Origin of the sequence: Nonomuraea sp. SYSU D8015 (assembly GCF_008065375.1) — a bacterium.
Classification (GTDB): domain Bacteria; phylum Actinomycetota; class Actinomycetes; order Streptosporangiales; family Streptosporangiaceae; genus Nonomuraea.
Genome location: NZ_VJYI01000007.1, coordinates 238,101 through 261,740 on the forward strand (window position 1 = coordinate 238,101; position 23,640 = coordinate 261,740).

Here is a 23,640-nt window from a genome sequence, read left to right on the forward strand (position 1 = left end):
GCTTTGGATCCAATTTTGTATCCTACGTTGCATGCAACCAGGCACCAGCTTCTCGTCGATCGACCCGTGGACCGGGGCCGAGCGGCGCAGGTTCGCCGACGCGACGGCGGCCGATCTCGATAAGGCCCTCGCGGCCGCGGCCGAGGCGTTCCCCCTCTGGGGCGGCTTCGACCCGGCCCCGCGCGCGGCGCTGCTGCGCCGGATCGCCGACGAGCTGACGGCCCGCCGGGGCGAGCTCGTGAAGGTCGCCGGCGAGGAGACCGGGCTCCCCGAGCGGCGGCTGGAGGGCGAGGTGGAGCGGACCTCGCTCCAGCTCACCCAGTTCGCGCGCCTGATCGAGAACGGTGACCACTTCGACGCGGTGATCGACCCGGCCGCGGGCGGCGCCCCCGACGTCCGCCGCGTCAACGTGCCCCTCGGGCCCGTCGCCGTGTTCGCGGCGAGTAACTTCCCGTTCGTGTTCAGCGTCGCCGGCACCGACACCGCCGCCGCGCTGGCCGCCGGGTGCCCGGTCATCGTCAAAGGGCATCCGTCCCACCCGGAGACCGCGGAGCTGACCGCCGCGGCGGTGGCCGCGGCCGGAGCGCCCATCGGGGTCTTCCACCTCCTGCAGGCAAGCGGGCTCGAGATCGCCCAGCGGCTGGTCACCGCGCCGGAGATCGCGGCCGTGGCCTTCACCGGCTCACTCGCCGGCGGGCGGGCGATCTTCGATCTCGCCGCCGCCCGCCCGCGCCCCATCCCGGTGTACGCCGAGATGGGCAGCCTCAACCCGGTGTTCCTCCTCCCCGGGGCGCTCGCCGAGAGCCCGGAGCGCTTGGCGGAGGCCTACGCGGACTCGCTGACCAGCGCCAACGGCCAGCTCTGCACCAAGCCCGGCGTGCTTTTCCTGCCCCGCGGTGAGGCCGGCGACCGGTTCCTGACGCACGCCGCGCACCGGCTGCGCGACCGGCCGCCCGCGATCATGCTGAACGCCTCCATGTGGGAGCGGCTGGTGGTGGGCGTCGCCGAGGCGGCCGAGCGGCCCGGCGTGCGCCTGCTCGCGGGGGAGAGCGCCCCGGACGGCGCCGGGTTCGCCTTCCCCTCCACTCTTCTGGAAAGCGATCTGCACGCCTTCCTGGCCGACCCGGTGCTGCGCGAGGAGCGGTTCGGGCCGTTCGGCGTCGTCGTCCGCTACGACGATCCCGCCGAGCTGACGGCTGTGGCGCGCTCCCTCGACGGCCACCTCACGGGGACGATCCACCTCGGGCCCGGGGAGAGCGAGCTCGGGCGGCGGCTGGCCGGCGAACTGACGGCCCGCGTCGGCCGCATCGTGTGGAACGGCTGGCCCACCGGGGTCGCGGTCACCGGCGCCATGCACCACGGCGGGCCGTACCCGGCGACCACGAACGCCGCCGCCACCTCGGTGGGCACGAACGGCATCGCCAGGTTCCTGCGCCCGGTGGCGTACCAGGACAGCCCGCAGGACCAGCTCCCGCCGCCCTTGCGGGACGCCAACCCCCTGCGGATCGCCAGGAAGGTGGCCGGCCGGACGACCACGGAGCCGATCATCACGACGGAGCGGAGCGACGCCGCCCGCGGCGCCGTGCTGCTCCCGACGTTGCCCGCCAAGCCCCAGCCGAGCCCCGAGGCCGCCCGGGTGCTCGAGGAGGTGCCGGGGTATCTCGGCGTGCCGTTCGTCAGCCCGATCTTCCAGGCGCTGGCCGGTTATCCCGACTACCTCGTCCCGGCGTGGGACCGGTTCAAGCCGGTTCTCGGCTCGCCCGCGTTCAAGCAGGCCGCGGCCGGGCTGGGCGTGCCGATCGGGCTGCTCCCGCCGCGCGAGGCGTGGCCGGCGGCCGCCGGCCACGACCTCCGGCTCTCCACGGTGACCTTCCACCGGTTGCTGCCGGAGCTCCTGCTGCTCGCCTCGTGCTGGTACCGGGGACTCGCCGTGGGCGACAGCGCCGTCCCGGTGCCGCCCGACCCGGGTCCGCGCGGCATCCCGCCGGAGGCGCTCAACCTCGTTCCCGACGCGACCCCGCCCGACGAGGAACTGGTCCGCGTGTACGAGGAGATCCGCATTCTGCACGATCACCCCCGCGTGCTGAGCTACTACCGCGCGATCGGGAGCCGGCCCGGCTTCCTGCCCGAGGTGTGGAAACGGCTGGAACCCATCGCCCGCGGCGCGGACTACGCCACCGCACGCGAAAAGGTGCTCGCCAAGGCCGCCGCCGCGGCCGCCACGCTGCCCGTCCCCGGGGTCGACACGGCGCACGCGGACGACGTGCGGGCGATCCTCGCGATCTTCCGGCTCCGCCTGATCCCCTCCCTGCTGCTCGACACCGCCGTCGTCCTCGCGCTCCTCGGCGAGGACGCCGCGATCGTCACCGCCTGACCTCCCGGAGCCTCACCATGCCCAACATCACCGTCGAGATCCTCACCGGGCGGACGGCGGCCCAGCGCGCCGAGTTCGCCCGCGTGGTGACCGACGCCGTCGTCGACGTCCTCGGCGCGCCGCGCCACCTCGTGCGCATCTAGTTCACCGAGATCGAGCCCGGTCGAAGATCTGCTGGTACATGGAGCAACCCCTCAGAGGGATCGGGATGCCCGCAGGCACGCGGAAGCGGCGCCGGGGCGATGGGGACAGAGGGAAGCGGCGATCCCCGATGCCGCGAGCCGGGAGGGGGCTGTCAGGCGGCCGGGCCGTCCGGCGGGGACGTGCTGATCTTCTTGGCGGAGACGAGGTCCCCGCCCAGGGCGAGCCGGTCTTCGGCATCGGCCGGGCCACCGCCCAGATGCTCGCCGGCCTCGGGGCGAGCGTCGTCTGCGCCGACCTCGACGGCGAGGGCGCCGCGGGAGACGGCCAAGACCGTCGCCGCCGAGGGCGGCACCGCCCGGGGGCTCGCCGCCGACCTGAGCGACCGCGAGGACGTCGCGCGGGCCGTGCGGGCCACCGTGGACGCGTACGGCAGGCTCGACATCGGCGTTTCCACGCCCGGCATCAACATCCGCAAGCGCCTGGCCGCCTACACCGAGGAGGAGTTCGACCGCATCATCGGGCTCAACCTCAAGGGCACGTTCTCCTTCCTGCAGCAGGCCAGCGCGGTGATGGCCGAGCAGGGCGGCGGCAGCCTCATCGCGTGCTCGTCCATGCGGGCGCTGATGGTCGAGCCCGGGCTCGGCGTGTACGCCTCCACGAAGGCGGCGATCCTGCAGATGGTGCGCGGGCTCGCCACCGAGGTCGGCCCTCAGGGGGTCCGGGTCAACGCCATCGCCCCCGGGGTCATCGACACGCCGCTCACCCGGCCGCTGTGGGACGACGTCAAGGCCAGGGAGGCCTACAGCGCGCACACCGTCTTCGGCAGGTGGGGCAGCGCCGACGAGGTCGCCTCCGCGGTGGCGTTCCTGGCCAGTGACGCGGCCTCGTACATCACCGGGGCCAACCTCGTCGTCGACGCGGGCTGGACCATCATGGACGGCCGCTTCGACCCGGGCCGCTGACCTCCGCCCCGCCTTTTCTCCACGGTCGAGGTGTGCATATCGCTGTCGCCGATGGGCAATCGCTGGTATGGCTGGAATCATGATCTTCACGAGACGGGCGGTCCGAGTCGCCCTCCTCACGCTCCTGGTCATCCCTGTCGGCGCCGTCGTCGCCACCCCGCAGCCGGCGGAGGCGGCCCCGCGCAAGCGGTTACCGGCCGAGAGCGGGGCGGCGGCGGCCCGCCGCATGCTGGCCCAGCTGAAGGTCGCCAGGCCGTTGTCCATCCGCGGCTACAGTCACAAGCGGTTCCAGCCCCGCTGGGCGCACCACAAGGGGACATGCGACGCGCGAGAGGTGGTCCTGGCCCGCGACGGGCGAAAAGTACGCAGGAACGCGGCCTGCCATCCCGTGAAAGGCGTCTGGTACAGCCCGTACGACGGCAAGCGGCTGAAGAGCGAGAAGCTCGTGGACGTCGACCATCTGGTGCCGCTGGCGTACGCGTGGCGCTCCGGCGCAAAGAGATGGAGCCAGGCGCGGCGGCGCGCCTTCGCCAACGACCTCGCCCGTCCCGAGCTGATCACGGTCAGCCACTCCGCCAACATCGCCAAGGGGGGCCAGGGACCGCAGAGCTGGCGCCCGCAGCGCCGCGCCTACTGGTGCCGTTACGCGATCTCATGGATCACGGTGAAGCACCACTACCGGCTCTTCGTGACCCGGAGGGAGCGGGAGGCCCTGCACAACATGCTCCGCACGTGCGGCACGCGATGATCCGCATTCGCCTCACGCCCCCTGCTTGCCGAGGTCGGCCCGGTGCAGCAGGCGTCTGCCGAGGCGCTGGGCCGGGGCCTCGATCAGGTGGTGGGTCAGGAGGCTGAGCGGGATCAGGACGAGGAAGAACAGGGCCAGGTCCGGGACCACGTACAGCAGCATCGGGTGCAGCAGGTAGACGGAGAAGCTGATCACGCCGAGGCGCTGCAGCCAACCGGGGAACGCCCGCCCGCGGAGGGCCAGCGTCAGCCCGAACATGGCGAACGCCAGCACGAGCGCCGGCGCCCAGGCGGGATCCTCCTTGGCGGGGATCCCGCACCCCACCACCGCCGCCACGGCGACCGCCGCCGTGCGCCAGGAGATCGTCCCCTGCTCGGCCCGGTACATCGCCGTTCCCGCGAACATCGTCGCCAGGGCGATCATGCCCTGCCAGGTGCCGCCCCGGCTGCCCAGGGCCACCAGCGCCAGGCCGAGCAGACCGCCCGCGACCGCGGCCACCGTACGTGTCCTGCCGCTCGCCAGCACGGTCACCGCGATGGCCGCGACGACCGCGAGGCCGAGCAGCGCGGCGGCGAGGTCGGCGCGGCCGTTGATCGCGGTCCGCGGCATCAGCAGGCCGAGGGGCACGGCCAGCAGCGCGAGGACGACGGCGATCCCCGCCGACCTACCGGCCTGCCGCGCCGCCAGCAGCGCGACGCTCATCAGGTAGAACGCCATCTCGTACGAGAGCGTCCACGTCACGCTGATGATGGCGGGCAGGTTGAGCAGTTCCTGCAGCATCGTCAGGTTGCCGAGCACGACGAGGGGGAGTGGGCGCTCGCTCAGCTTCGGTTCGAGCGGCACCGCGCCCAGCTGGGCGAGGAGCAGGACCAGGCCGCAGGCGGCGAGCAGCAGCGGCAGGAGGCGGAAGGCCCGGCCGCCCCAGAAGGCGCGCAGGTCGCCGCGCCGCTCCAGGGAGGCCGGGATGATGTAGCCGCTGACGAGGAAGAACACGAACACGCCCCACGTGCCCAGATCGACCCGGCTGTCCACCGCCGCCCAGAAGGCCGGGACGAACGTCCAGCCGGCGTGATGCATGCTGACGGCCAGCGCTGCCGGCCCCCGCAGGGCGTCCAACCAGGCCAGCCGGGCGGGGGTTGGGGACATTTGCCGGATTTTATGCCATCAGAGGGGCTTGTGTGGCCTTTGGGGACGTGGGCCAGGCTCGGCGCGCTCGCTCTCCTGCACGCCCTCGGCGACCCGCCCCCGGGGCCCGTCGTCGGCCCGGGGGTGGGCCGCCTGAGAGGCGTTGACGCCGCGCGAGCGCGAGGGCTACGCGGTGTAGGGGAGGTGCTCGGGCAGCACCTGGCCGCGCAGCGGGTGTCCGGCGCGGAGGCGTTCGAGCTCGGCGACGGCGAATTCGCCGAGCCGGCGCAGCTCGCGTCCCTGCGCGCCGGCCAGGTGCGGGGTGATGAAGACGTTCGGCAGGCCGAAGAGCGGGTGACCGGCCGGCAGCGGCTCGGGGTCGGTGACGTCGAGGACGGCGGAGATGCGGCCGGACGCGCACTCGCCGACGAGCGCGTCGGTGTCGATCAGCGAGCCGCGCGCGGTGTTGATCACTACGGCCTGGTCGGGCAGGAGGCCGAGCCGGCGCCGGTCGAGCAGGTGGCGGGTCTCCGGGAGCGCGGGGGCGTGCACGGTGACCAGGTCGCTGCGCCGGCACAGCGCGTCGAGGTCCACCAGTTCGGCGCCCAGCCGGGCGGCCTCGTCGGGACCGACCTTGGGTCCGACAGCAGGACGCGTACGTCGAAGGCCCGCAGCCGGTGCAGGACGAGCCGGCCGATGCGCGAGGCGCCGATGACGCCGACCGTGCAGTCGTGCAACCCGGTGCCCGCGCCGGGCCGCCACAGGGACTCGTCGTCCCCGTTCGCGTAGTGGCGGGCCCGGCCGAAGGCGCGCTTGGCGCCCATGACGAGCGCGGCGACGGTGAAGTCGGCCACGGGCACGGCGTTGGCCTGCGCCGCCGAGGACACGACGATCCCGCGGTCGAAGACGACGGGATCCACCATGGCCTTGACGGTGCCGGCGGCATGCAGGATCGCCCGCAGGCCGGGCGCCGCGTCGAGGACCCCGGCGTCGATCCGCGGGCATCCCCATCCGGTGAGGAGGATCTCCGCCCGTGCCAGCGCCCTGGCCGCCTCCGGGCCGTCGAAGGACGTGAACGCCGTGGCGGCGTCGAGGTCCGCCGATCGGCGCAACCGGAGGAGGAGGCCGGACGGGAAGACGCCGGGGAAGGCCCAGGGCGCGATCGCGAAGACCGCGACGGGTCGCCGTGGCACGGACGGAGCTCCTTCATATCGGGATCGATGAGGTGTGGGCGGCTGGTGGTTTACGCGGGAAGGTGGTCGCCCACGAGGGCGAGGCATTGGATGGCGGCCAGGCCGTACTGCGAGGAGGCGTTGGTCGAGGCGAAGGCGGTCTCGTCGACGGGCTTGAGCACCTTCGAGCCCTCCACGCGCACCGCCTTGAACTCCAGACTCTTGGGGTACCCGGCGTGGCCGGTGTCGAACTCCTTCCACGCCCGCGCGGCCAGCGTCGCGTCGCCGAGCTTGGCGGCGGCGTAGGCGGTCAGCCGGGAGTGGGCCTGGCGCAGGTTCAGGTTGCCCCAGGACTTGCCCGTCTCCGCCTGCTGCTCGGCGGCGGTGCCGTTGTAGAGGCGGCAATACTGCAGCCACGCCCTGGTGAACGCCTCGTCCCCGGTCAGGTGGATGAGCTCGCTGCAGACCTCGACCAGCCCGAACACGGCGCCGAGCGAGCCGACGCTGACGGCCGGCTCGGTGGGCTTGAAGGTGCCGTCGTCGAGGTCGTACAGGCCGCCGCCGCGCGCGAAGCCGTTGGGCATCGCGGCGATGGAACGCATGCTGTTCAGGAGCTTCTCCTTGGCGACGGGGTCGCCGCCGCGCTCCCACTCGGTCAGCCAGGCCAGGGCGAGGCCGCTCCAGTCGGTCCCGGTGCCGACGGACAGGGCGTGCGGGTCCGGCTCGTACGGGCCCGTGCGGATCTTGCGGATGGGGTCCAGGACCAGGAACGTCTTGTCGGAATCCACGAGATCGCGCATCAGGTCGCCGATGCGCTCGTCGGCGGTGAGGAAGTACAGGAACCGCCGGTAGCCGGCGGTGCTGATGCGCAGCTGCTTGGCGCTGTCGGCCCAGTGCTGCACGCCGTGCCGGGTCCCCAGGTCCCGCCATTTGCCGAGGTGGTAGACGTCGACCTCGCCGGTGTGCCGGGTCATCGCCTCGGCGAAGCGGAACGCCTCGGCCTTGCCGGTGCGCAGGTAGTGGTACCAGAGCCACAGGTCGGGCGAGAGCTCGGAGTTGGCCCAGGCGTAGCCGCCGACGTCGTAACGCCAGACGTGCCGGTCGGGATCGTAGCTGTGCATGATGTCGCCGTAGTCCCAGAAGCCGTACCAGGAGCGCTGCTCGACCTGCTCGCTGTGGAAGTCGAACAGGAAGTCCAGACGGTCCTCGATGCGGGCCTTGGCGGGGGTGGAGCGGTCGACCGGAGACCAGTCGCCGAACACCTTGGCCGCGTGCAGGTGCGCGGGCGGCGCGACGACGAGCGGCGGCGTCCGCACGGCCTCCGCCAGCTCCGCCACCTTCTCGGCGGCCGGCGTGGCCTCGAGCGCCCAGAACATCAGCTCGCTGGTACGCGCCACGCCGTAGGGCGTGCCGAAGCCGGGCTCGTAGTCCTCGTAGGAGATCTCCAGCCCTTCCAGCTGCTCGGCGTAGGTGTCCTGGCCCATGCCGTCGTGGTAGAAGCGCAGGTCCATGGGCCCGGCGTCCGGCGACCACAGCCACACGGTGGCCTCGGCGACGTCGCCGGCCGCGCCGCGGATGTCGAGCTGGGTGGGGTGGAGCTGCCAGAAGTTCCGCAGGCCGAACGCGAAGCCGCCGCTGGGGCCGCCGACGTAGCCGAGCCCGCCCGCCCGGCCGCCGGAGTCCACCGGGATCCAGCCGTGACCCGGCTTGGTGCGCTTGCGGACCTGGAAGCCGTCGGCGGTGAGCTGGCGCAGCGAGTAGTCGCCGAAGGCGGGGATGAGGTGCAGCCGGGAGCTGACCCGGGTGTCCCAGGTCTCCACCGGCGGGGTGGCCTGCCCGGCGACCTGCGCCTGGCGGACCGCGGCGCCCGGGTCGCGGCGCAGGCCGGTGATGCCGCGCACCGCCTCCGCCAGGACGCCGTCGCCCGTTCCCGCGAAGCGCACGTGCCGGTTGTACAGCTCGTCGCGCATCGGCACCTCGAACCGGATGCCGAGCCCTCTGATGAAGTCCTTCTTCTCGTTCCCGTCGTACACGAACGTGTGCACCGCGCGGATGCCGTCGCCGCCGGCGTACAGGTACAGCCGCACCACGAACGGCAGCCAGGACCGGCCGCCGCGCCGGTGCCTGCCCACGATCTTGACCACGGCGCGCACCGGGCCGGACTGCTCGACGGTCACCTTCTCGGTCCGGCCCTCGAACCGCTCGACCTTCACCGAGCCCGACTCGTCGTCGCCCGACTCGTCCTGCCGCAGGCAGATGAGGTGCCCGGCGCGGGCGATCTCGCGGTCTCCGCGGATGATCGAGCCCACCAGGCGCTCGCCCTTCTTCGGGATCCGTAACCTGATCACGCCGGTGTCGACCGCGACCTCGTCGCGGCCGTCCTCGACCGTGACCGCCTTGGCTGGGGCGGCGGGGGAGCCGGGGCCGAGCACGTACTGCTCCGACGGCGCGATCTCCGGTCCGATGGCGTGCGCGGTCCACTTCAGCGACCCGTCCGGCCAGTACGCCGTCGCCCACGTCTGCATCGGCACCTGCGTGCCGGCCGCCGTGCGCAGGGCGAAGGTCTGGTCCTTGGGAACCGTGCCCTTGGGCCAGGGGACGCCCCAGGTCGTCCCGGCGGCGAGCCGGCGGGGGAGGCCCTCCAGCCACGTCAGCCGGACGCCTTCGTCCGCGTGCGCCGCACCGGCGCTCCAGCCGATCTGCCCGGCGGCGCCCACCAGCGCCGCGCTCTTGATCAGGGTACGTCGGGACATCGTCGCCATGAGGACTCCATCGGTTAAACCGTTTACACGGACGAGATAGGACCATGAGCTAGGAGTCACGTCAAGATCTGGCGTTCGCCGGACGGAAACATTGAATGCGTTTACGCAGGTGGCTCGCTCTGCCCGCGTCACGCGCGATGAACGGTTCACCCGGCGGGGCATTTGACGCGCTGGAGGAGTTGGGCCACTATCCGTTTAAGCGGTTACATGCACTGAGGAGGTCGGATGCCCCGCCGGGCCATGCCCGAAGACGGACGGCCTCGCCCCTCGACGATCCGCGACGTCGCCAGGCACGCCGGCGTCTCGGTCGCCACCGTCTCCCGCATCCTGTCCGGCACCTACCCCAGTGCCCCCGCCACCCGCAGCAAGGTCATGCGCGCGGTCCGCGAGCTCGACTACGTGGCCAACGCCCACGCCCGCGGCCTGGCAGGCGTACGCCCCAAGAGCGTCGCCATCGTGGTCAACTCCGTCATCTCCCCGCACTACGCCCATGTCGCCCAGGGTGTGCAGGACCAGGCCGTACGCGAGGGCAGGCTGTGCATCGTCGGCACCACCGGCGGCGACCCCGAGCGGGAGCTGGCCACCATCCAGCTGATGCGCGAGGAGCACGCCGAAGCCGTGATCCTCGTCGGCAACATCCAGGCCGACGACGCCTATCGCGAGCGCATGGCCGAATACGCCCGCGCGCTGGCCCTGGCCGGCTCGCAGCTGGTGTTGTGCGGCCGCCCGCCGCTCGGGCCCGACGTGCCGGCCATCGTGGTCGAATACGACAACACCGGCGGCGCCTACGCCATCACGAGCCACCTGCTCTCGGCGGGCCACAAACGCATCCTGTTCCTCGGGCGGCGGGACGGCTACACCACGCCCGAGAGCCGGATCGCCGGCTACCGTGCGGCGCTGGCCGCGCACCGCGTCCCGCACGACCCCGGCCTGGAGGTCGAGGGGACGATGGAGCGGTCCGAGGGCTATCGCATGATGGGCGAGCGGCTCGACGCCCGTCCGCGCGACTTCACCGCCGTCTTCGCTGGCAACGACCTGATCGCCGCCGGTGCGCGCGCGGCGCTGCGCGAACGCGGGCTGCGCATCCCCGACGACGTCTCGCTGGTCGGGTTCGACGATCTCCCGCCGGCCGCCGACATCGACCTCACCACCGTCCACGTGCCGCACGAGGAGCTGGGCCGCACGGCCGTGCGGCTGGCCCTGGAGAGCGAGACGCCGGGCACCGTCCAGCACTTCCTGCTCGGCACGCACATCATCGTCCGCGACTCGGTCCGCCCCCTCCTGCACTCACCGGGTTAAACCGTTTACAGGGGGTCCGCGGCCCTCCTGAGACGAATGCCATAGGATCCGCTTCATGCCCTCCCACCTGCGCCTCCCGCCACTCGACCCCCGTTTGTCCGGTTTCACCGGGTGGACCCGCGCCCATTGGGAGAGCGTCGCGGACCATCTGCTCAACTCCGTGGTCCCGTACGCCACGGACGACTTCGCCCAATACCGCCTGCCCGGCCGGGCCAGCCGGTCGGGTCCCGTGAGCGACGGGCTGGAAGGGTTCGCCCGCACGTTCCTGCTCGCCGCCTTCCGCATCGCCGGGGCGGGCGGCGCCGTGCCCCCCGCCCTGCTGGAGCGCTACGCGGCGGGACTCGTGGCCGGCACCGACCCCGCGCGCCGGTACGCCTGGCCGGCCCTGACCGACATGTCACAGCCGCTCGTCGAGGCCGCCTCCGTGGCGCTCGCGCTGCACGAGACGCGCCGCTGGCTGTTCGACCGGCTGTCGCCGGCGCAGCAGGATCGGGTGGTGGCGTGGCTGGCCGGATTCGTCGGGCGGCGCACGCCGGCGAACAACTGGGTGCTGTTCCAGGTGGTCGTCGAGCAGTTCCTGGCCGAGGTGGGCGGGCCGCACGAGCCGGACGAGATCATCGGCGGGCTGGAGCGCATCGAGGACTGGTACGTCGGCGACGGCTGGTACTCCGACGGCAAGGGCAAGAACTTCGACTACTACGCCGGCTGGGCGATGCACCTCTATCCGTCGCTGTGGGCCAGGATGGCCGGCGACACCGCCCGCCAGGAGCTGTACGCGGCCCGGCTGCACCGGTTCCTGACGCAATACCAGCACCTCTTCGCCGCCGACGGCGGCCCCGTCCACCAGGGACGCTCGCTGATCTACCGGTTCGCGACGGTCGCCCCGCTGTGGCTGGGCGCGCTGACCGGCGCCTCGCCCCTCCCGCCGGGGCGGACCAGGCGGATCGCGAGCGGCGTGCTGCGCCACTTCGCCGAGCGCGGCGTGCCCGACCGCCGCGGCCTGCTCACGTGCGGCTGGTACGACGCCTTCCCGCCCGGCACGCAGGACTACTCCGGCCCCGCCTCGCCGTACTGGGCCAGCAAGGCCTTCCTCGGCCTGCTGCTGCCGCCGCGCCACCCGGTCTGGACGGACGCTGAGGCGGCCGCGCCGATCGACCTCGCCGACCAGTCGGTGGCGATGCCCGCGCCCGGCTGGCTGTTGCACGCCACCCGCGAGGACGGCGTCGTCCGGCTGGTCAACCACGGGAGCGACCGCGACCGCGTCCAAGACCCGGCGGGCCCGCCGGACCCGCACTACCTCAGGCTCGCCTACACCAGCCACACCGGCCCCGACATCGGCGACGAGGCGATCGACGGGCAACTCGCCGTCGTCTCGCCGGAGGGAGTCCCCTCGCTCCGGCGCCACATCCAGCCCCTCACCGTGGCGGAGGGCTTCGCCGCCTCCGCCTACCAGGACGGCCCCGTCCGCGTGGTGACCGCCTCCGTCCTCGACGGCCCGGCCGAGATCCGCGTCCACAAGGTCACGGCGCCCGCCGGCCACGGCATACGCGACGGCGGCCACGCGCTCGCCGCCCACGAGCCGCCCGCCGCCGACGCGGCGGACACCTGGGCGCTGGCGCGGCGCGCGGACGGCCTGACCAGCGTCGTGCGCGGACTGCACGGCTACACCGGGGCCGGCGTGGCGACCGCGCGCGGCGTGAACGCCTTCGGCCCGCACTCCGCCACGCCGTACGTGATCTGCGCCGACCATCCGGGGGGCACCGCCGTGTACGTCAGCCTGGTGCTGTTGACGGCGGCGGGCCAGGAGCCGCCCGTGCCTGACGTGCGGGTGGACGGCGACGAGGTCGTCCTGAGCACGCCGGACACGGAACCGATCAGGGTCCGCCTCACCGGCGAGCCCGAATGCGTGAGGTAGCCGTCATTCCTTGACGAGGTGGGCGGCGACCCAGGCCGCCACGTCCTCGAGCAGGCCCGGATCCACCGGGCGGCGATACTGCTCGCCGTAGGTGCGCTGGGTGGCCGGGCCCGGGTCGCGGCGGAGCAGGTGGGTCAGGTCCGGGAAACGGCGCGTCTCGACCGGGCCGGGCACCAGATCGGCGAGCAGTTCCAGGTCGCCGGGATCGACCTGGACGTCCTTGTCTCCCGTGATGGCCAGCAGCGGCACCCGGACCTCGGCCAGATCCTTCGCAGGATCGTAGGCGAGGAACTCGCGGTAGGCGCGAGCGCCGATCCTCACGCCGAAGAGGCGGGCCACGTCGCCCTCGGTCGCCTTGACCTTGCGGACCATCCGCGCCGCCAGGTCCCGCATCGTCCGGCATCCGACGAGTCGGATCAGGAGCCGGCTGAGCCACGACAGCTCTTCCTCGTCCTTCCGCCCGGCCCACCACAGCAGGGTCTCCTCGCCGGTCCGGGCATGGCCGGCGAGCATGACGACCGCCCTGGCGCCCTCGTACGCACCCAGAGCCGCGGCGTGGAGCGCACCCTCGCTGTAGCCGATCACGGCGACGGGGCCGATCTCCGGGCGTTCGGCCAGCCGGTGGAATGCCGCGGCGGCGTCGCGTCGGTGCTCGTAGAACCCCGTCCTCAGCCAGTCTCCGGGCGTCGCGCCCACCCCGCGGCGGTCGTAACGGTAGGTCGCGATTCCCTTGCCGGCCAGGACCTCGGCCAGCGCTCCGCCCAGCTCGACGCGCCCCTTGCCGAGATTGCCGTCCCGGTCGAGCTTGCCGGGGAGAAGCAGGAGCACGGCGGGGTGCGGGCCCTCGGCGGCGGGCAACGTCAGCGTGCCGGACAGGCGTAACCCGTCGTCCGCCGTCAGCGCCAGATCGATCTCGCGCGGCGTGGCCTCCATCGTCCACCACTCCCTCTCCCAAAGGCGATATGTCGTGTGTTGCGTAAGAGCTACGGTATCGCCGAGCGCGAATGTTCGCAATGTATGAGAATGTTCTCGTGTCATGAGATCATGGCGAGGTGGACGCCTTGGAACTGTTCGCCCATCCGGTACGCCTGCGCATCGTGCACGCCATGGCCGGCCGGCGGGTCTTCACGACCTCCCAGCTCTGCGACCTCATGCCCGAGGTCTCCAAGGCCACCGTCTACCGCCACGTCGGCGTGCTGGCCGATGCGGGCGTCCTGGAAGTGGACGGGGAGGAGCGCGTCCGCGGCGCCGTGGAACGCCGCTACCGGCTACGCCGGGACCGGGCGACCATCGACCCCGAGATGGTCGCGGCGCTGTCCCCCGAAGACCATCGCCGGGTCTTCGCCGCCGCCATCGCGACCCTGCTCGCCGAGTTCAACGCCTACCTGGACCGGGACGGGGCCGACCCGGTCGCCGACTCCGTGGGCTACCGGCAGCACGCGCTCTGGCTCAGCCCGGAGGAGCTCGACGATTTGATCGGCCGGATGCGCGCCGCCATCGTCCCCCACCTCGACCACGAGCCCGCCCCGGACCGCAGGCGCTACCTCATCAGCCCGATCCTGTTCCCCAGCGAGACCTAGCCTCGTTCTCCGCAGGTCGCCACGACCCACCCGGGTCTTTTCCGCCGCCCCCGCACTTCGGCGGGGGTCCCTTCTGAAGAGGGACGTCGAATCTGGAGAGGGAAGTCGAAGGGCAAAGGGCACCCATGGCGCTGAGAGCAGCGCCGGCTCAGCCCGTGTCCCCGCCGGTGAGGTCGTCGGCGCGTGCCAGCAGCGCTCGCTGCTCCGCGCCGGCCGGAAGGAGGGCGGCGGCCCGGCGGAACAGCGCGGCGGCCCCGTCCGGGTGCCCCAGGCGCGCCGTGAGATCGGCCTGCGCCGCGACGGCGAGCGGGTAGTCCTCCAGCGCGCCGGTGGCACGGGCCTGGTCGAGCAGCGCCAGCCCGGCCGCCGGGCCGTGCGCGTACCCGTGGGCCACGGCGCGGTTCAGGGCGATCACCGGTGAGGGATGGATCTGGACGAGCTCGTCGTACCATCCGGCGATGGCCCGCCAGTCCGTGGCCTCGCCCCGGGGCGCGGTGGCGTGGCAGGCCGCGATCCTGGCCTGCAGGACGTACGGGCCGTCGGACCGCACCGCGTCCAGCACGTCGAGCCCTTCGCGGATCGCCGCCCGGTCCCAGCGGCTCCGGTCCTGCTTGTCGAGCGTGAGGAGGTTGCCCTCGCCGTCCCGGCGGGCGTCGCGCCGCGAGTGCTGGAACAGGAACAACGCCAGCAGTCCGGCGACCTCGTCCTGGTCCGGGAGCAGCTCGTGGAGCAGGCGGGCCAGCCGGACCGCCTCCGCGGCGAAGGCCGGCTCGCCGTCGGCCTCGTAGCCGCGGGTGAACAGCAGGTACAGCACCGCCAGCACGCCGGGGAGCCGCTCGGTCAGCGCCGGACCGCGCGGGACCTGGTACGGGATCCGCGCGGCCGCGATCTTCGTCTTGGCCCGGGTCAGCCGCCGCGTCATGGTCGCATGGGAGACCAGCAGGGCCCGCGCTATGTCGGCGGTCGGCATTCCGCAGACGGTCCGCAGCGTCAGCGCCACGCGTGCCTCCAGGGCGAGCGCGGGGTGGCAGCACGTGAAGATCAGCCGCAGGCGGTCGTCCACGACCTCCTCCTCCGGATCCGTTCGCGAGGTGTCAGGGTCGGTGAGCGTGAGCCCCGCGAGCTCGTGCAGTTTGCGGCGCTCGACGGACGCGCGGCGCAGCACGTCGGTGGCGCGGTTGCGGGCCACGGTCATGAGCCAGCCGCCCGGATTGTCCGGCACGCCGTCCCGCGGCCACTTCTCCAGGGCGAGGGCCAGCGCCTCCTGGGCGCTGTCCTCGGCGAGCGTCCAGTCCCCCGTGACCCGGATCAGGGTGGCGACGATCCGGGTGTAGGAATCCGCGCCGGCCGCCGCGACCGCGTCGGCGGTCGCGGCGGGACGTGGCCGCGCCGTGCTCCCCATCGTCACAAGGCCGCGAACGGCCGCAGCTCCAGCCGCCCGTGCCGGGCCATCGGGTGGGCCCGAGCCACGTCGATCGCCTCGTCGAGATCGGCGCACTCGAGGATGTCGTAGCCCACGATCACCTCCCTGGTCTCGGTGAACGGACCGTCGGAGACCAGCAGCTCGCCGTTGCGGACGCGGACCGTCGTCGCCGCCGACACCGGCCCGAGCTCATGCCCGTCCAGCCGCCGGCCGCGGGAATCGTTGTCGGCCACCCACTTCTCGATGTCCTCGCTGCCGGTGGAGTCGGTGTCGGGCTCGGCGTCGGTGCAGACGAACATCATGTACTTCATGCCATCGCTCCTCGTTGTCGTGCTGTCATCAGCATGACGAACGAGCTCGCCGGATCCGGACAACGTCCGGCGAAAGAAGACCGCGGGTTCATCCGCGCGGCAGGCCGGCCTCCGCGTACTGCGCCACGCCTTCACCGAAGGACCAGTCGATCGGCTCGTTCTCGGTCAGCGTGACGAGGACGTTCCGTGGTTCGGTGCCCGCGTACTCCTCGGCGAGCTCGGCGATCCTGCGGTAGAGCGCCTGCTTCTGCTCCGCCGTGCGCCCGGAGCGCAGGGTGATGGCGACGAACACGATGTCGTCGTCCCGGCGGATGCCGAGGTAGTCGTCGTGGCGGAGCGTGCTCCGCGTGCCGTCGTGGCTGGTGAGCACCTGGAACAGGTCGTCCGTCGGAATGCCGATGGCCTCGACCAGGGCGTCGTGCACGGCCCGGCCCAGGGCCTCCAGCCGCTGCGGGTCGGCACGGAGCGCGTCGATGCGGACGAAGGGCATCGTTACCTCATTTCGCGTGGGGTTTCAGCGGACGTGGCCGGCGAGGAGGCCGAGCGCGCCGTCGACGGCCTGGGCGTACACGTCTGCGTCGCCTGCGGCGCGGGCCAGCACATAGCCGCCCTGCAGCACCGCGACGAGCGCGGTGGCGGTGGCGGCCGGGTCGAGCGCGGTGTCGAGCTCGGCGTTCGCCCTGGCTTCCGTGAGGACCCCGGCGATCCGGGTGCGCAGCCAGGCGAAGGCCTCCTCGACGGGACGGCGCAACGCGGAATCGGCCATCACGTCAGGGTCCTGGGTGAGCCGGCCGACCGGGCAGCCCCGCAGGGCGTCCCGCTCCCGGCGGAGGTATGCGGTGACCCGCTGGACCGGGGCTCCGGGGCCGGAGAGCTCCGACTCGGCGCGGGCGCGCAGCTCCTCGGCGCTGCGGCTGATCGCGGCCAGCGCCAGGTCTGGTTTGCCGCGGAAGTGGTGGTACATGCTGCCCTGGCCCGTTCCGGACCGTTGCTGGATCGCCTTCGGCGAGGTGCCCACGTAGCCGCGCTCCCACAGGAGCTCTCGGGTGCTCTCGATCAGCCGTTCCTTCGTGTCCACGACCGAGAGCGTACATACTAGTAGGTACAGAATGCAACGGCCGCGGGCCCGCCCCTCCGGCATCCGAGGGGAGGATGCCGGAGGCAGGCGTGCGAGCGGTTGGCGGTTGCCTGCTGAGCCGGTGTCTACCTTCCGTCCTGCGGAGGCGAGAACTGGCCGTAGCGGACGTTACGCGTCTGGCCGTCCAGGGGCGGCTGCGGCTGACCGTGCGGGGGCGCGGGGTGACCGTGCGGGGTCGCCGGGTGACCGTGCTGGGCCGCGGCTCCGTATGGGCCGGCTCCCTGGTGGAGGTTGCCGTTGTTCGGGGCCGATCCGTACGGCCCGTAGCCGCCCGGCCCGTACGCGCCCTGCGCGGGCTGCGCCGGAGGCGCCACGGGGGCCGCCGGGAGCTGCTGCCACGGAGGCGGCGGCACCGCGCCGTACCCGTTGGGCGGCGAGGCGAAGGACGGAGCGGTACGCCGGCGCCGGCGTCCGCCGAGCATCTTGGCCAGGACGATGACGATCACGATGGCGACCAGCACGCCGCCACCGATCAGCACCCACATCATGATCGGCTTGGGCGACTCGTCCTTGCCCGCGGAGATCGCCTGCTGTGTGTCGCTGATGTACTTGGCCACGTACGGGTGGTTCGGGAACAGCGCCTGGACCTCGCGGAACTTCGGCAGCGCGTCCTCGTAGTAGTGACGGAAGTAGTCGTTGAGCGCCTCGTTGTACCGGGTCGTCGTGACGGCCTGGGCGGGCTTGACGTTCTTCTCGCCGAGCTTCTCCTTGATGATGCCGACCGGCAGGACGAAGCTCTCGCTCTCCGAGGCCTCGCCGCTCTCGCTCACCGTGCCCGCGATCAGCATGCCGATGACCTTGCCGTCCTTGCTGAACACCGGGCCGCCGGAGTTGCCCTTGTAGGAGGGCGCCTGCGTCTGGATGTACGGCACGCCGCTCTGCGTGGTGCGCGTGGCGTTGTACGGCCCCTCGGTCAGCGCCGGCTCCAGCTTCGACTCCAGGCTGAAGAAGGGCGTGTTCGTGACCAGCCCGGGGAAGCCGCTGATGTAGAGCGTGTCACCGGTGCGCACGTCGGAGTCGTTGCCGAGCGGCACGGTCGGCAGGTTCTGCTGGCCGTTGACCTTGAGCAGCGCGAAGTCCTTGCCGGGGTAGCTCTCGCCCACCGACACCAGCTCGGCCGGGACCGCCTTGGCGGTCTTGTCCACGCCGCCGCCGGGCAGGCTCTGCAGCACCGACAGGCTCTGCTTCAGGTTGCCGATCTTCATGTTCGTGGTGTTGAACGTGATGTAGATCTGCTGCGCGAGCTTGACGATCTCCTCGTCGTTGCTGAGGTCGCCCAGGCCGCTGATGATCTCCTTGGCGTCCTGCTGGTTGAGCTTGGCCAGCGCCTTCTGCGCGAACAGCTGGGCGAGCTCGGTCTCGCCGACCTGGACGCAGTGCGCCCCGGTGACCATGTAGCCGTCAGGGGTGATCCACCAGCCGGTGCACATGCCGCCGACCTCGGCATCGATCGTGCGCTCCGGAGTGGTCGCGGAGACGTAGGTGTCCACGTTGGCCGCGATCTCCTGGAACACCCACTTGGCGATGCTGCGCTCGTCCGAGGCGATCTTGCCCGCCGCCACCGCGGCGGCGGCCCGCTGGACGAGCTGGTTGTACGCGGCCTCGTCGATCGCGTTGGACGGCACGGTGACCGTGGCAGTGTAGGTGAAGCTGGTCAGCTGGACGGCGGGCTGGGTACGCGCGGCCAGCCAGGTGCCGACCGGCACGTCGGGCCGCTCATCGGGCTCGCCGTCGGCCATCGCCGGTGAGGCGGGCAGTGCGACCGCCATGACGACCGCCGCGGCTGCGGCGATCTTGGTAAACCTTTTTTTGAAATATCCGCTCACAGCGGGAAATCATGGGAGAGCGCTCTTGTACATGGCTTGGAGCCGACTTGGGGCGCCGGAGGGCTGACTTGCAGCAGTCAGCCGAGGTCAGGTGGCGGTTACCCGATCTCGGCGGGTGAGGGCATGCTACTCCATCGAGCGGCGCTCCTGGTGAGGGAATGCCCGGCCGGTGCGCCGTGGAAATCGTTTGTCGGCGGCGCAGGCCGCCCGACATGATCAGGTATGACGGTGACACGGGAACTGCTCGCCTACTACGAGCAGGACAGAGAGCATGTCCGGCTGCGCGAGGGGCGCGGCCGGCTGGAGTTCTGGCGCACACAGGACGTGCTGCGCCGGGCGCTGCCGCCGACCCCGGCTCGAGTGCTGGACGTCGGCGGCGGCACCGGTGTGCACGCCGAGTGGCTGAGCGCCGACGGCTACGACGTCGAACTGCTGGATCCCGTCCCTCTTCATGTGGAGCGGGCCGCGGAACTGGCCGGGGTGACTGCGCGGCTGGGTGACGCACGGCAACTACCGGCGCCGGACGCGAGCGTGGACGTGGTCCTGCTGCTGGGGCCGCTCTACCACCTGGCCGAGCGGGCCGACCGGGTGCGGGCCCTGACGGAGGCGCGGCGGGTCGTACGCCCGGGCGGCCTGGTGGCGGCCGCGACCATCAACCGCCACGCGGCCGTGCTCGACACGGTCCGCACCGGTCACTACCTGGACGAGCGGGAGAGGCGGGCCGCGCACGCGTCCGTGGCGGATGGGATCATGCTGTCTCCCGGACATGGGTTCACCGCCTACTTCCACGATCCGGACGAGGTCCCGGGGGAGTTCGCCGACGCAGGGTTCCCCGAGGTCGAGCGGTACGGGCTCGAGGGCGCCTTCTGGTTGTACGGCGACGTCGACGACTGGCTCGACGACCCGGAACGCCGGGCGCTCCTGCTCGACGCCCAACGGTCGATGGAGTCCGTGCCGTCGCTCCTCGGGGTCAGCGGCCACATGATCACCCTCGCCCGACGCTGAAGAAGCCTTTGCGTGCCCGGGTAGGCGTCAGGGTATCTTGACGATTGTGACGTTGAAGATCGCTGATATCCCCGATCACGAGGGTTTCGCCGCGCCGGTGCTGCCCGACGGCCGGCTGGCCTCCTCGGCCGGCGCCTTCACCAGGACCTTCGTCGGCTACCAGGCCGCATGTTCGTGCGGCTGGGCCGACCGGCGCCGGTTCCCGGCCACCCCGGAGGGGGCCAAGGAGGCGGAATACCGGTGGTGGAGCAGGCACACGCCGCCCTTGCTCGCCGCCGCACCGCCGAGCTGGCTCGTGACCAAGTCCAACCTCCTGTGCGAGCAGATCGTGAAGCTCGCGGCGGAGCGCCCGCTCGCCGCCCTAACCCTGCTGTCCCAGGTGGAGAGCTGGCAGCGCACCCTGCTCGACCAGGCCGTCGCCGGCGCCCGGGAGGCGGGCGCCTCCTGGGCGGAGGTGGGGGAGGCGATGGGGATCTCCAAGCAGGCCGCCCACGAGCGGTTCAGGGCCCACGTGAGCAGCTGAGGGCCTTCGACCGGCCCGATCAGGACTTGCCGAGATTGATCGAGCCGTAGACGTCGCCGGCTTGAATGACGGGACCGCTGATGCGGGCCTCGCCACCGATGGTGTTGCTCACGTCATGCTTGCTCTGAATGAGACGGGCTGTGTCGACCGTCCACTTGGTGAGGGCCTGCTGGAATTCGGAGTCCGCTTGTGCATGGTCCACCAGGGCACGTGTCACCTCCTCCGGCGGACCCTCCAGGGCCGCGACGGCGGGGGCGTCGTCGCCGAAGCGGCGGCGTACGAGGGCGGTCAGGGAGGTCCAGGCGTTCTTGCCGACCTCTCCTGCGGCGCCACCGACGATCGCGGAGATGACCGCTGCCAGAGTGGGGATGACGCTCGGGTCCATACCGTCAGCGTAAAACGTCTCCGTGGGGATGGGCCGAGGCTTGTCCCGATGCATATGGATCGCCGGCGGCGAGGTTGCCACGATCCAGTTCGACGCGGAACACTCCTGAAGCGTGGCTGGCGAAGGCGGTACGCGGAACGGTCCTGGCGAGGGCGCGGAGGGCGGCCGCGTGCGCAACGAGGTGTCCGGGCAGGTCACCGGCGGGGTCGTGCAGGCGCGAGACATCGGGGTGGTCAACGTGGCCGGGGCACCGCCGGCGCCCGCACGGGTTCCGCGGCAGTTGCCGGCGACGCCGCGCGGGTTCGTCAACAGGAAGGCGGAGCTTGAGCTGCTCGATCGTCTCCTTCAGGAAGGGCCCGCGGTCGCCGTCGTCAGCGGTCTGAGAGGCGTGGGCAAGAGCGCGATCAGCCGCTGGTGGGCGCACCAGTCGCAGGAGCGCTTCAGCGACGGTCAGCTGTACGTGGACCTGGGGGCTGTGCGACGCCGGGGCGGCACCTCGGTGAGCGATGTTCTCGGCGGTTTCCTGCGCGCGCTCGGCGTCCACGAGGAATGGATCCCGGCGGAGCTGCCGGAGCGGGCGGCCATGTTCCGCTCCATGACGGCAGGGCTGCGGCTGCTGGTGCTGGTGGACGACGCGGAGCACGCGGCGGAGGTGACGCCGTTGTGCCCGGCGTCCGCAGGCAGCGCTGTCGTGGTGACCAGCCACCGGCAACTGCGCGGGCTGCTCGTCGAGGGCGCGGCGCCGGTCAGGATCGACCCGCTGGAGGAGGAGCAGGGCGTACGGCTGCTGGCGGGGATGCTCGGCGAGGAGCGGGTCACCGCCGAGCGGCAGCCCGCCCGAGAGCTGGTGAGACTGTGCGGCGGGTTGCCGATCGCGCTGCGGGTGGCCGCCGCCCGGCTGATCCAGCGGCGGGCCTGGTCGATCGAGCGGCTGGCCGGTGAGCTCGCCGATGCCGAGCGACGCCTCGACCACCTGACGACGGAGGGCGGAGCGATCGTGGAAGCGGTCTTCGAGTCCGCGTACGCAGCGCTCCCGGAGCGGGCGGCGCGGCTCTACCGCCTGCTCGGCATCCTCCCGGGCGCGGACTTCACGCCGGCGGTGGCCGGCGCCCTCTTGGAGGAGGAGCCGGTGCCGGTGCTGGAGGCGCTGCTCGACGCCAATCTCGTGGAGGAGCCCGAAGAAGATCGGTACCGGTTGCACGACCTGGCCCGCCTCACGCGGCCCGGTGCGCGCGGCGGGCCGAGTCCTCCGAGGCGCAGGAGGCGGCGCTGCGCCGGGTGGCGGAGTGCTATCTGACGTCCGTGGCGGCGGCCGACGCCGCGATGGGCGCCCGCCTGCGCTTGGCCGATCACCGAGAGCGCCTGGCGACCGCGGAGCGATCGTTCGATCGTCCGCGCGAGCCGGTACGACGAGGCGGTGGCCGCCTTCGACCGCGCCTTGCCGCTCATGGCGCAGGTGGGAGACGAGCTGAGCCAGGGGAGGATCCACCTGGGCCTGGCAGAGGCCCGCCGCGGGCTCGGCCGCCGTGCCCAGGCGATCCGGTCCGCGGAGCGGGCCGCGGCCACCATGCGCGAGTGCCGCGTACCGGTGAAGGAGACGCGGGCCCGCGAGCTGCTGGCCGCGCTCGCCGAGGACGCGGGCGATCGTGAGGGCGCCGCGGCCGAGCTACGCCGGGCCGTGGAGGTCTGCCTCGCCTCGGGCAACCGGCCCAAGGCCGCGGCGCTGCGCGCCCGTCTGGAACGGGTGTTGGACGTCAGAAAGGGCGAGGGGCCACTGTGATGACGCATGTCCGGCCGCCCACGCGGACGGTGATCCCCTTGCCCAGGTCTTCCACGGTCCGGCCGCTGGTCAGCCAGGCGTACACGGCCGACGGCAGACACCGCGGATCCGGATCGCCGCGCGGGGAGGGCGTGGTGCTGATCCGCAGGCGGCGCCCGGCTTTCAGCGTCAGGCGGATCGACCGGTCACTGATGATCTCGGCCGCCATGAAGCAGCCGGGGTAGCGTCGCAGGATGCTCTCTCCCCATCCGGGCTCCCCGGCCTCGCGGCGTAGCACGATGGCGGCGTTCTCCAGGAGGGCCCGATCCAGCTCCTCGGCGTCCACGGGCAACTCGGCGACCAGGCGGGCCGGCAGATCGCCGTTCGACCCGAGCAGGGAATGCTCCCCCCACGTCGAGCTCACCAGCACCAGCCGGCGATCGTGGGGACGCCCAGCGCCCGCCTATAGCGGTCGCGCCGCGCCGCGTTCGCCACAATTCGATCGAAGACCAGGTCGCCGGTCACCACGGCGCGGGGAGCCGCCTCGGGACAGTCACGCTCCAGCCGGGTCAGCTGCTCGTGGTGCGAGAGGGCGATGGCCGCCGGCATGATCTGCCCGCCGCGTACGAGCTGGCGCCGCGCAAGGCCCGACACCTCGCCCCGGTAACCGCGTGCCGACCTGAGCAGGCGATTGTGCCCGGCACCGTGCGGCACCAGCAGCACCGGAGCCTTCAGCCGATGCAGGCCGCCGTTGGCACTGGCGGAGATCGCCAGATGGAACGGCGTGTCCACGGCCTGCGCCCAGGACACGGTACGCGCCTGAACGCTGCGCAGATAGTCGCCGACGCCGTCGTCGAAGGCCGACCCCTCCGCGACGGTGAACAACACCTGGACCCGGGGGTCGGAACGGAACAGCGGCAACAACTCCAGGAGCCTGCTGACCGAGGTCACCGTGCGGGCCACGGCGAGAACATTGCGGTCGGCCCTGACCGTGCGCCAGAGGCCGGCCTCGGCCCCTATCGGCACCCGCAGCCAACCATCGCCGCTCACCACCACTCCGACCGGCCGCTCAGGGAATCACACCGTCACGATTCCTCGACGAGAACTCACCTTATAGCCGGGGCTCGGAACGCCGAAGCAGCTCATGCGCGTGCTCTCGCCCGTTGATCAGTGCTCTGCGGGTGTTCCC

Annotated in this window: 22 protein-coding genes and 1 pseudogene; 11 read left to right on the forward strand and 12 right to left on the reverse strand. The window is 72.2% G+C overall.

Annotation, left to right across the window (positions count from 1 at the left end; translation table 11 throughout):
* Positions 1–31 precede the first annotated feature (31 nt).
* From ID574_RS29060 to ID574_RS29075, 4 genes are all read left to right on the forward strand, one after another.
* On the forward strand, positions 32–2,374 hold the full coding sequence (locus tag ID574_RS29060) for an aldehyde dehydrogenase family protein (protein ID WP_188192143.1): 2,343 nt from the start codon (positions 32–34) through the stop codon (positions 2,372–2,374).
* Positions 2,375–2,391: 17 nt separating this feature from the next.
* Positions 2,392–2,517 carry a tautomerase family protein gene (locus ID574_RS29065; protein ID WP_188192144.1) on the forward strand — a complete coding sequence of 42 codons (126 nt, stop codon included), beginning with the start codon at positions 2,392–2,394 and terminating at the stop codon, positions 2,515–2,517.
* Positions 2,518–2,616: 99 nt separating this feature from the next.
* Positions 2,617–3,480, forward strand: coding sequence for an SDR family NAD(P)-dependent oxidoreductase (locus ID574_RS29070; protein WP_223167181.1), 864 nt, complete (start codon positions 2,617–2,619; stop codon positions 3,478–3,480).
* 79 nt (positions 3,481–3,559) lie between these two features.
* The gene (locus ID574_RS29075; protein WP_188192146.1) at positions 3,560–4,228 is read left to right on the forward strand and encodes an HNH endonuclease family protein; all 669 of its coding nucleotides are present in this window, start codon (positions 3,560–3,562) and stop codon (positions 4,226–4,228) included.
* 12 nt (positions 4,229–4,240) lie between these two features.
* Here ID574_RS29075 and ID574_RS29080 read toward each other — a convergent pair whose 3' ends face one another.
* The 3 genes and pseudogenes from ID574_RS29080 to ID574_RS29090 all read right to left on the reverse strand — a co-directional run bounded on the left by ID574_RS29080 (position 4,241) and on the right by ID574_RS29090 (position 9,278).
* Entirely contained in the window at positions 4,241–5,374 is a 1,134-nt protein-coding gene (locus ID574_RS29080) for an acyltransferase family protein (protein WP_188192147.1), read from the reverse strand.
* A gap of 165 nt (positions 5,375–5,539) precedes the next feature.
* Positions 5,540–6,633: pseudogene (locus tag ID574_RS62930) on the reverse strand (hydroxyacid dehydrogenase).
* Positions 6,597–9,278 carry an exo-rhamnogalacturonan lyase family protein gene (locus tag ID574_RS29090; RefSeq protein ID WP_223167182.1) on the reverse strand — a complete coding sequence of 894 codons (2,682 nt, stop codon included), beginning with the start codon at positions 9,276–9,278 and terminating at the stop codon, positions 6,597–6,599. Before ID574_RS29090 ends, ID574_RS62930 begins: the two are co-directional and overlap by 37 nt.
* Positions 9,279–9,512: 234 nt before the next feature.
* On the opposite strand from ID574_RS29090, the gene ID574_RS29095 reads away from it, so the two are divergent.
* A complete protein-coding gene (locus tag ID574_RS29095) occupies positions 9,513–10,586 on the forward strand; it encodes a LacI family DNA-binding transcriptional regulator (protein WP_188192149.1) in 1,074 nt (357 codons plus the stop codon).
* 55 nt (positions 10,587–10,641) lie between these two features.
* Positions 10,642–12,501, forward strand: coding sequence for a DUF2264 domain-containing protein (locus ID574_RS29100; RefSeq protein ID WP_188192150.1), 1,860 nt, complete (start codon positions 10,642–10,644; stop codon positions 12,499–12,501).
* Between the two features lie 3 nt (positions 12,502–12,504).
* Here ID574_RS29100 and ID574_RS29105 read toward each other — a convergent pair whose 3' ends face one another.
* A complete protein-coding gene (locus ID574_RS29105; RefSeq protein ID WP_188192151.1) occupies positions 12,505–13,434 on the reverse strand; it encodes an alpha/beta hydrolase family protein in 930 nt (309 codons plus the stop codon).
* 119 nt (positions 13,435–13,553) lie between these two features.
* On the opposite strand from ID574_RS29105, the gene ID574_RS29110 reads away from it, so the two are divergent.
* Positions 13,554–14,081, forward strand: a complete 528-nt coding sequence (locus ID574_RS29110) for a helix-turn-helix domain-containing protein (RefSeq protein ID WP_188192152.1) — start codon at positions 13,554–13,556, stop codon at positions 14,079–14,081.
* Between the two features lie 148 nt (positions 14,082–14,229).
* Here the strand turns inward: ID574_RS29110 and ID574_RS29115 are convergent, their stop codons facing one another.
* The 5 genes from ID574_RS29115 to ID574_RS29135 all read right to left on the reverse strand — a co-directional run bounded on the left by ID574_RS29115 (position 14,230) and on the right by ID574_RS29135 (position 18,779).
* Complete coding sequence (locus tag ID574_RS29115; RefSeq protein WP_188192153.1) at positions 14,230–15,483, reverse strand: RNA polymerase sigma factor; 1,254 nt, start codon at positions 15,481–15,483, stop codon at positions 14,230–14,232.
* A gap of 2 nt (positions 15,484–15,485) precedes the next feature.
* The gene (locus ID574_RS29120; protein ID WP_188192154.1) at positions 15,486–15,815 is read right to left on the reverse strand and encodes a YciI family protein; all 330 of its coding nucleotides are present in this window, start codon (positions 15,813–15,815) and stop codon (positions 15,486–15,488) included.
* Between the two features lie 88 nt (positions 15,816–15,903).
* Complete coding sequence (locus ID574_RS29125) at positions 15,904–16,305, reverse strand: tautomerase family protein (RefSeq protein ID WP_188192155.1); 402 nt, start codon at positions 16,303–16,305, stop codon at positions 15,904–15,906.
* A gap of 24 nt (positions 16,306–16,329) precedes the next feature.
* Complete coding sequence (locus ID574_RS29130; RefSeq protein ID WP_188192156.1) at positions 16,330–16,893, reverse strand: TetR/AcrR family transcriptional regulator; 564 nt, start codon at positions 16,891–16,893, stop codon at positions 16,330–16,332.
* Between the two features lie 125 nt (positions 16,894–17,018).
* Complete coding sequence (locus ID574_RS29135) at positions 17,019–18,779, reverse strand: S1 family peptidase (RefSeq protein WP_223167183.1); 1,761 nt, start codon at positions 18,777–18,779, stop codon at positions 17,019–17,021.
* A 222-nt stretch (positions 18,780–19,001) separates the two neighbouring features.
* Here ID574_RS29135 and ID574_RS29140 point away from each other — a divergent pair, with 222 nt between their 5' ends.
* Both ID574_RS29140 and ID574_RS29145 read left to right on the forward strand, forming a co-directional pair.
* Positions 19,002–19,784 (forward strand): class I SAM-dependent methyltransferase, encoded by a 783-nt coding sequence (locus ID574_RS29140; RefSeq protein ID WP_188192157.1) that lies wholly within the window; start codon positions 19,002–19,004, stop codon positions 19,782–19,784.
* A 52-nt stretch (positions 19,785–19,836) separates the two neighbouring features.
* Entirely contained in the window at positions 19,837–20,307 is a 471-nt protein-coding gene (locus ID574_RS29145) for a hypothetical protein (protein ID WP_188192158.1), read from the forward strand.
* A gap of 19 nt (positions 20,308–20,326) precedes the next feature.
* Here ID574_RS29145 and ID574_RS29150 read toward each other — a convergent pair whose 3' ends face one another.
* A complete protein-coding gene (locus tag ID574_RS29150) occupies positions 20,327–20,692 on the reverse strand; it encodes a hypothetical protein (RefSeq protein ID WP_188192159.1) in 366 nt (121 codons plus the stop codon).
* 112 nt (positions 20,693–20,804) lie between these two features.
* On the opposite strand from ID574_RS29150, the gene ID574_RS29155 reads away from it, so the two are divergent.
* Positions 20,805–21,989 carry a P-loop NTPase family protein gene (locus ID574_RS29155; RefSeq protein ID WP_223167184.1) on the forward strand — a complete coding sequence of 395 codons (1,185 nt, stop codon included), beginning with the start codon at positions 20,805–20,807 and terminating at the stop codon, positions 21,987–21,989.
* Positions 21,990–22,079: 90 nt separating this feature from the next.
* Entirely contained in the window at positions 22,080–22,472 is a 393-nt protein-coding gene (locus ID574_RS29160; protein WP_336245564.1) for a tetratricopeptide repeat protein, read from the forward strand.
* Here the strand turns inward: ID574_RS29160 and ID574_RS29165 are convergent.
* Both ID574_RS29165 and ID574_RS29170 read right to left on the reverse strand, forming a co-directional pair.
* Positions 22,447–22,875, reverse strand: coding sequence for a hypothetical protein (locus tag ID574_RS29165; protein ID WP_188192162.1), 429 nt, complete (start codon positions 22,873–22,875; stop codon positions 22,447–22,449). The genes ID574_RS29160 and ID574_RS29165 overlap by 26 nt on opposite strands.
* Positions 22,872–23,501, reverse strand: coding sequence for a hypothetical protein (locus ID574_RS29170; RefSeq protein ID WP_188192163.1), 630 nt, complete (start codon positions 23,499–23,501; stop codon positions 22,872–22,874). Before ID574_RS29170 ends, ID574_RS29165 begins: the two co-directional genes overlap by 4 nt.
* Positions 23,502–23,640 lie beyond the last annotated feature (139 nt).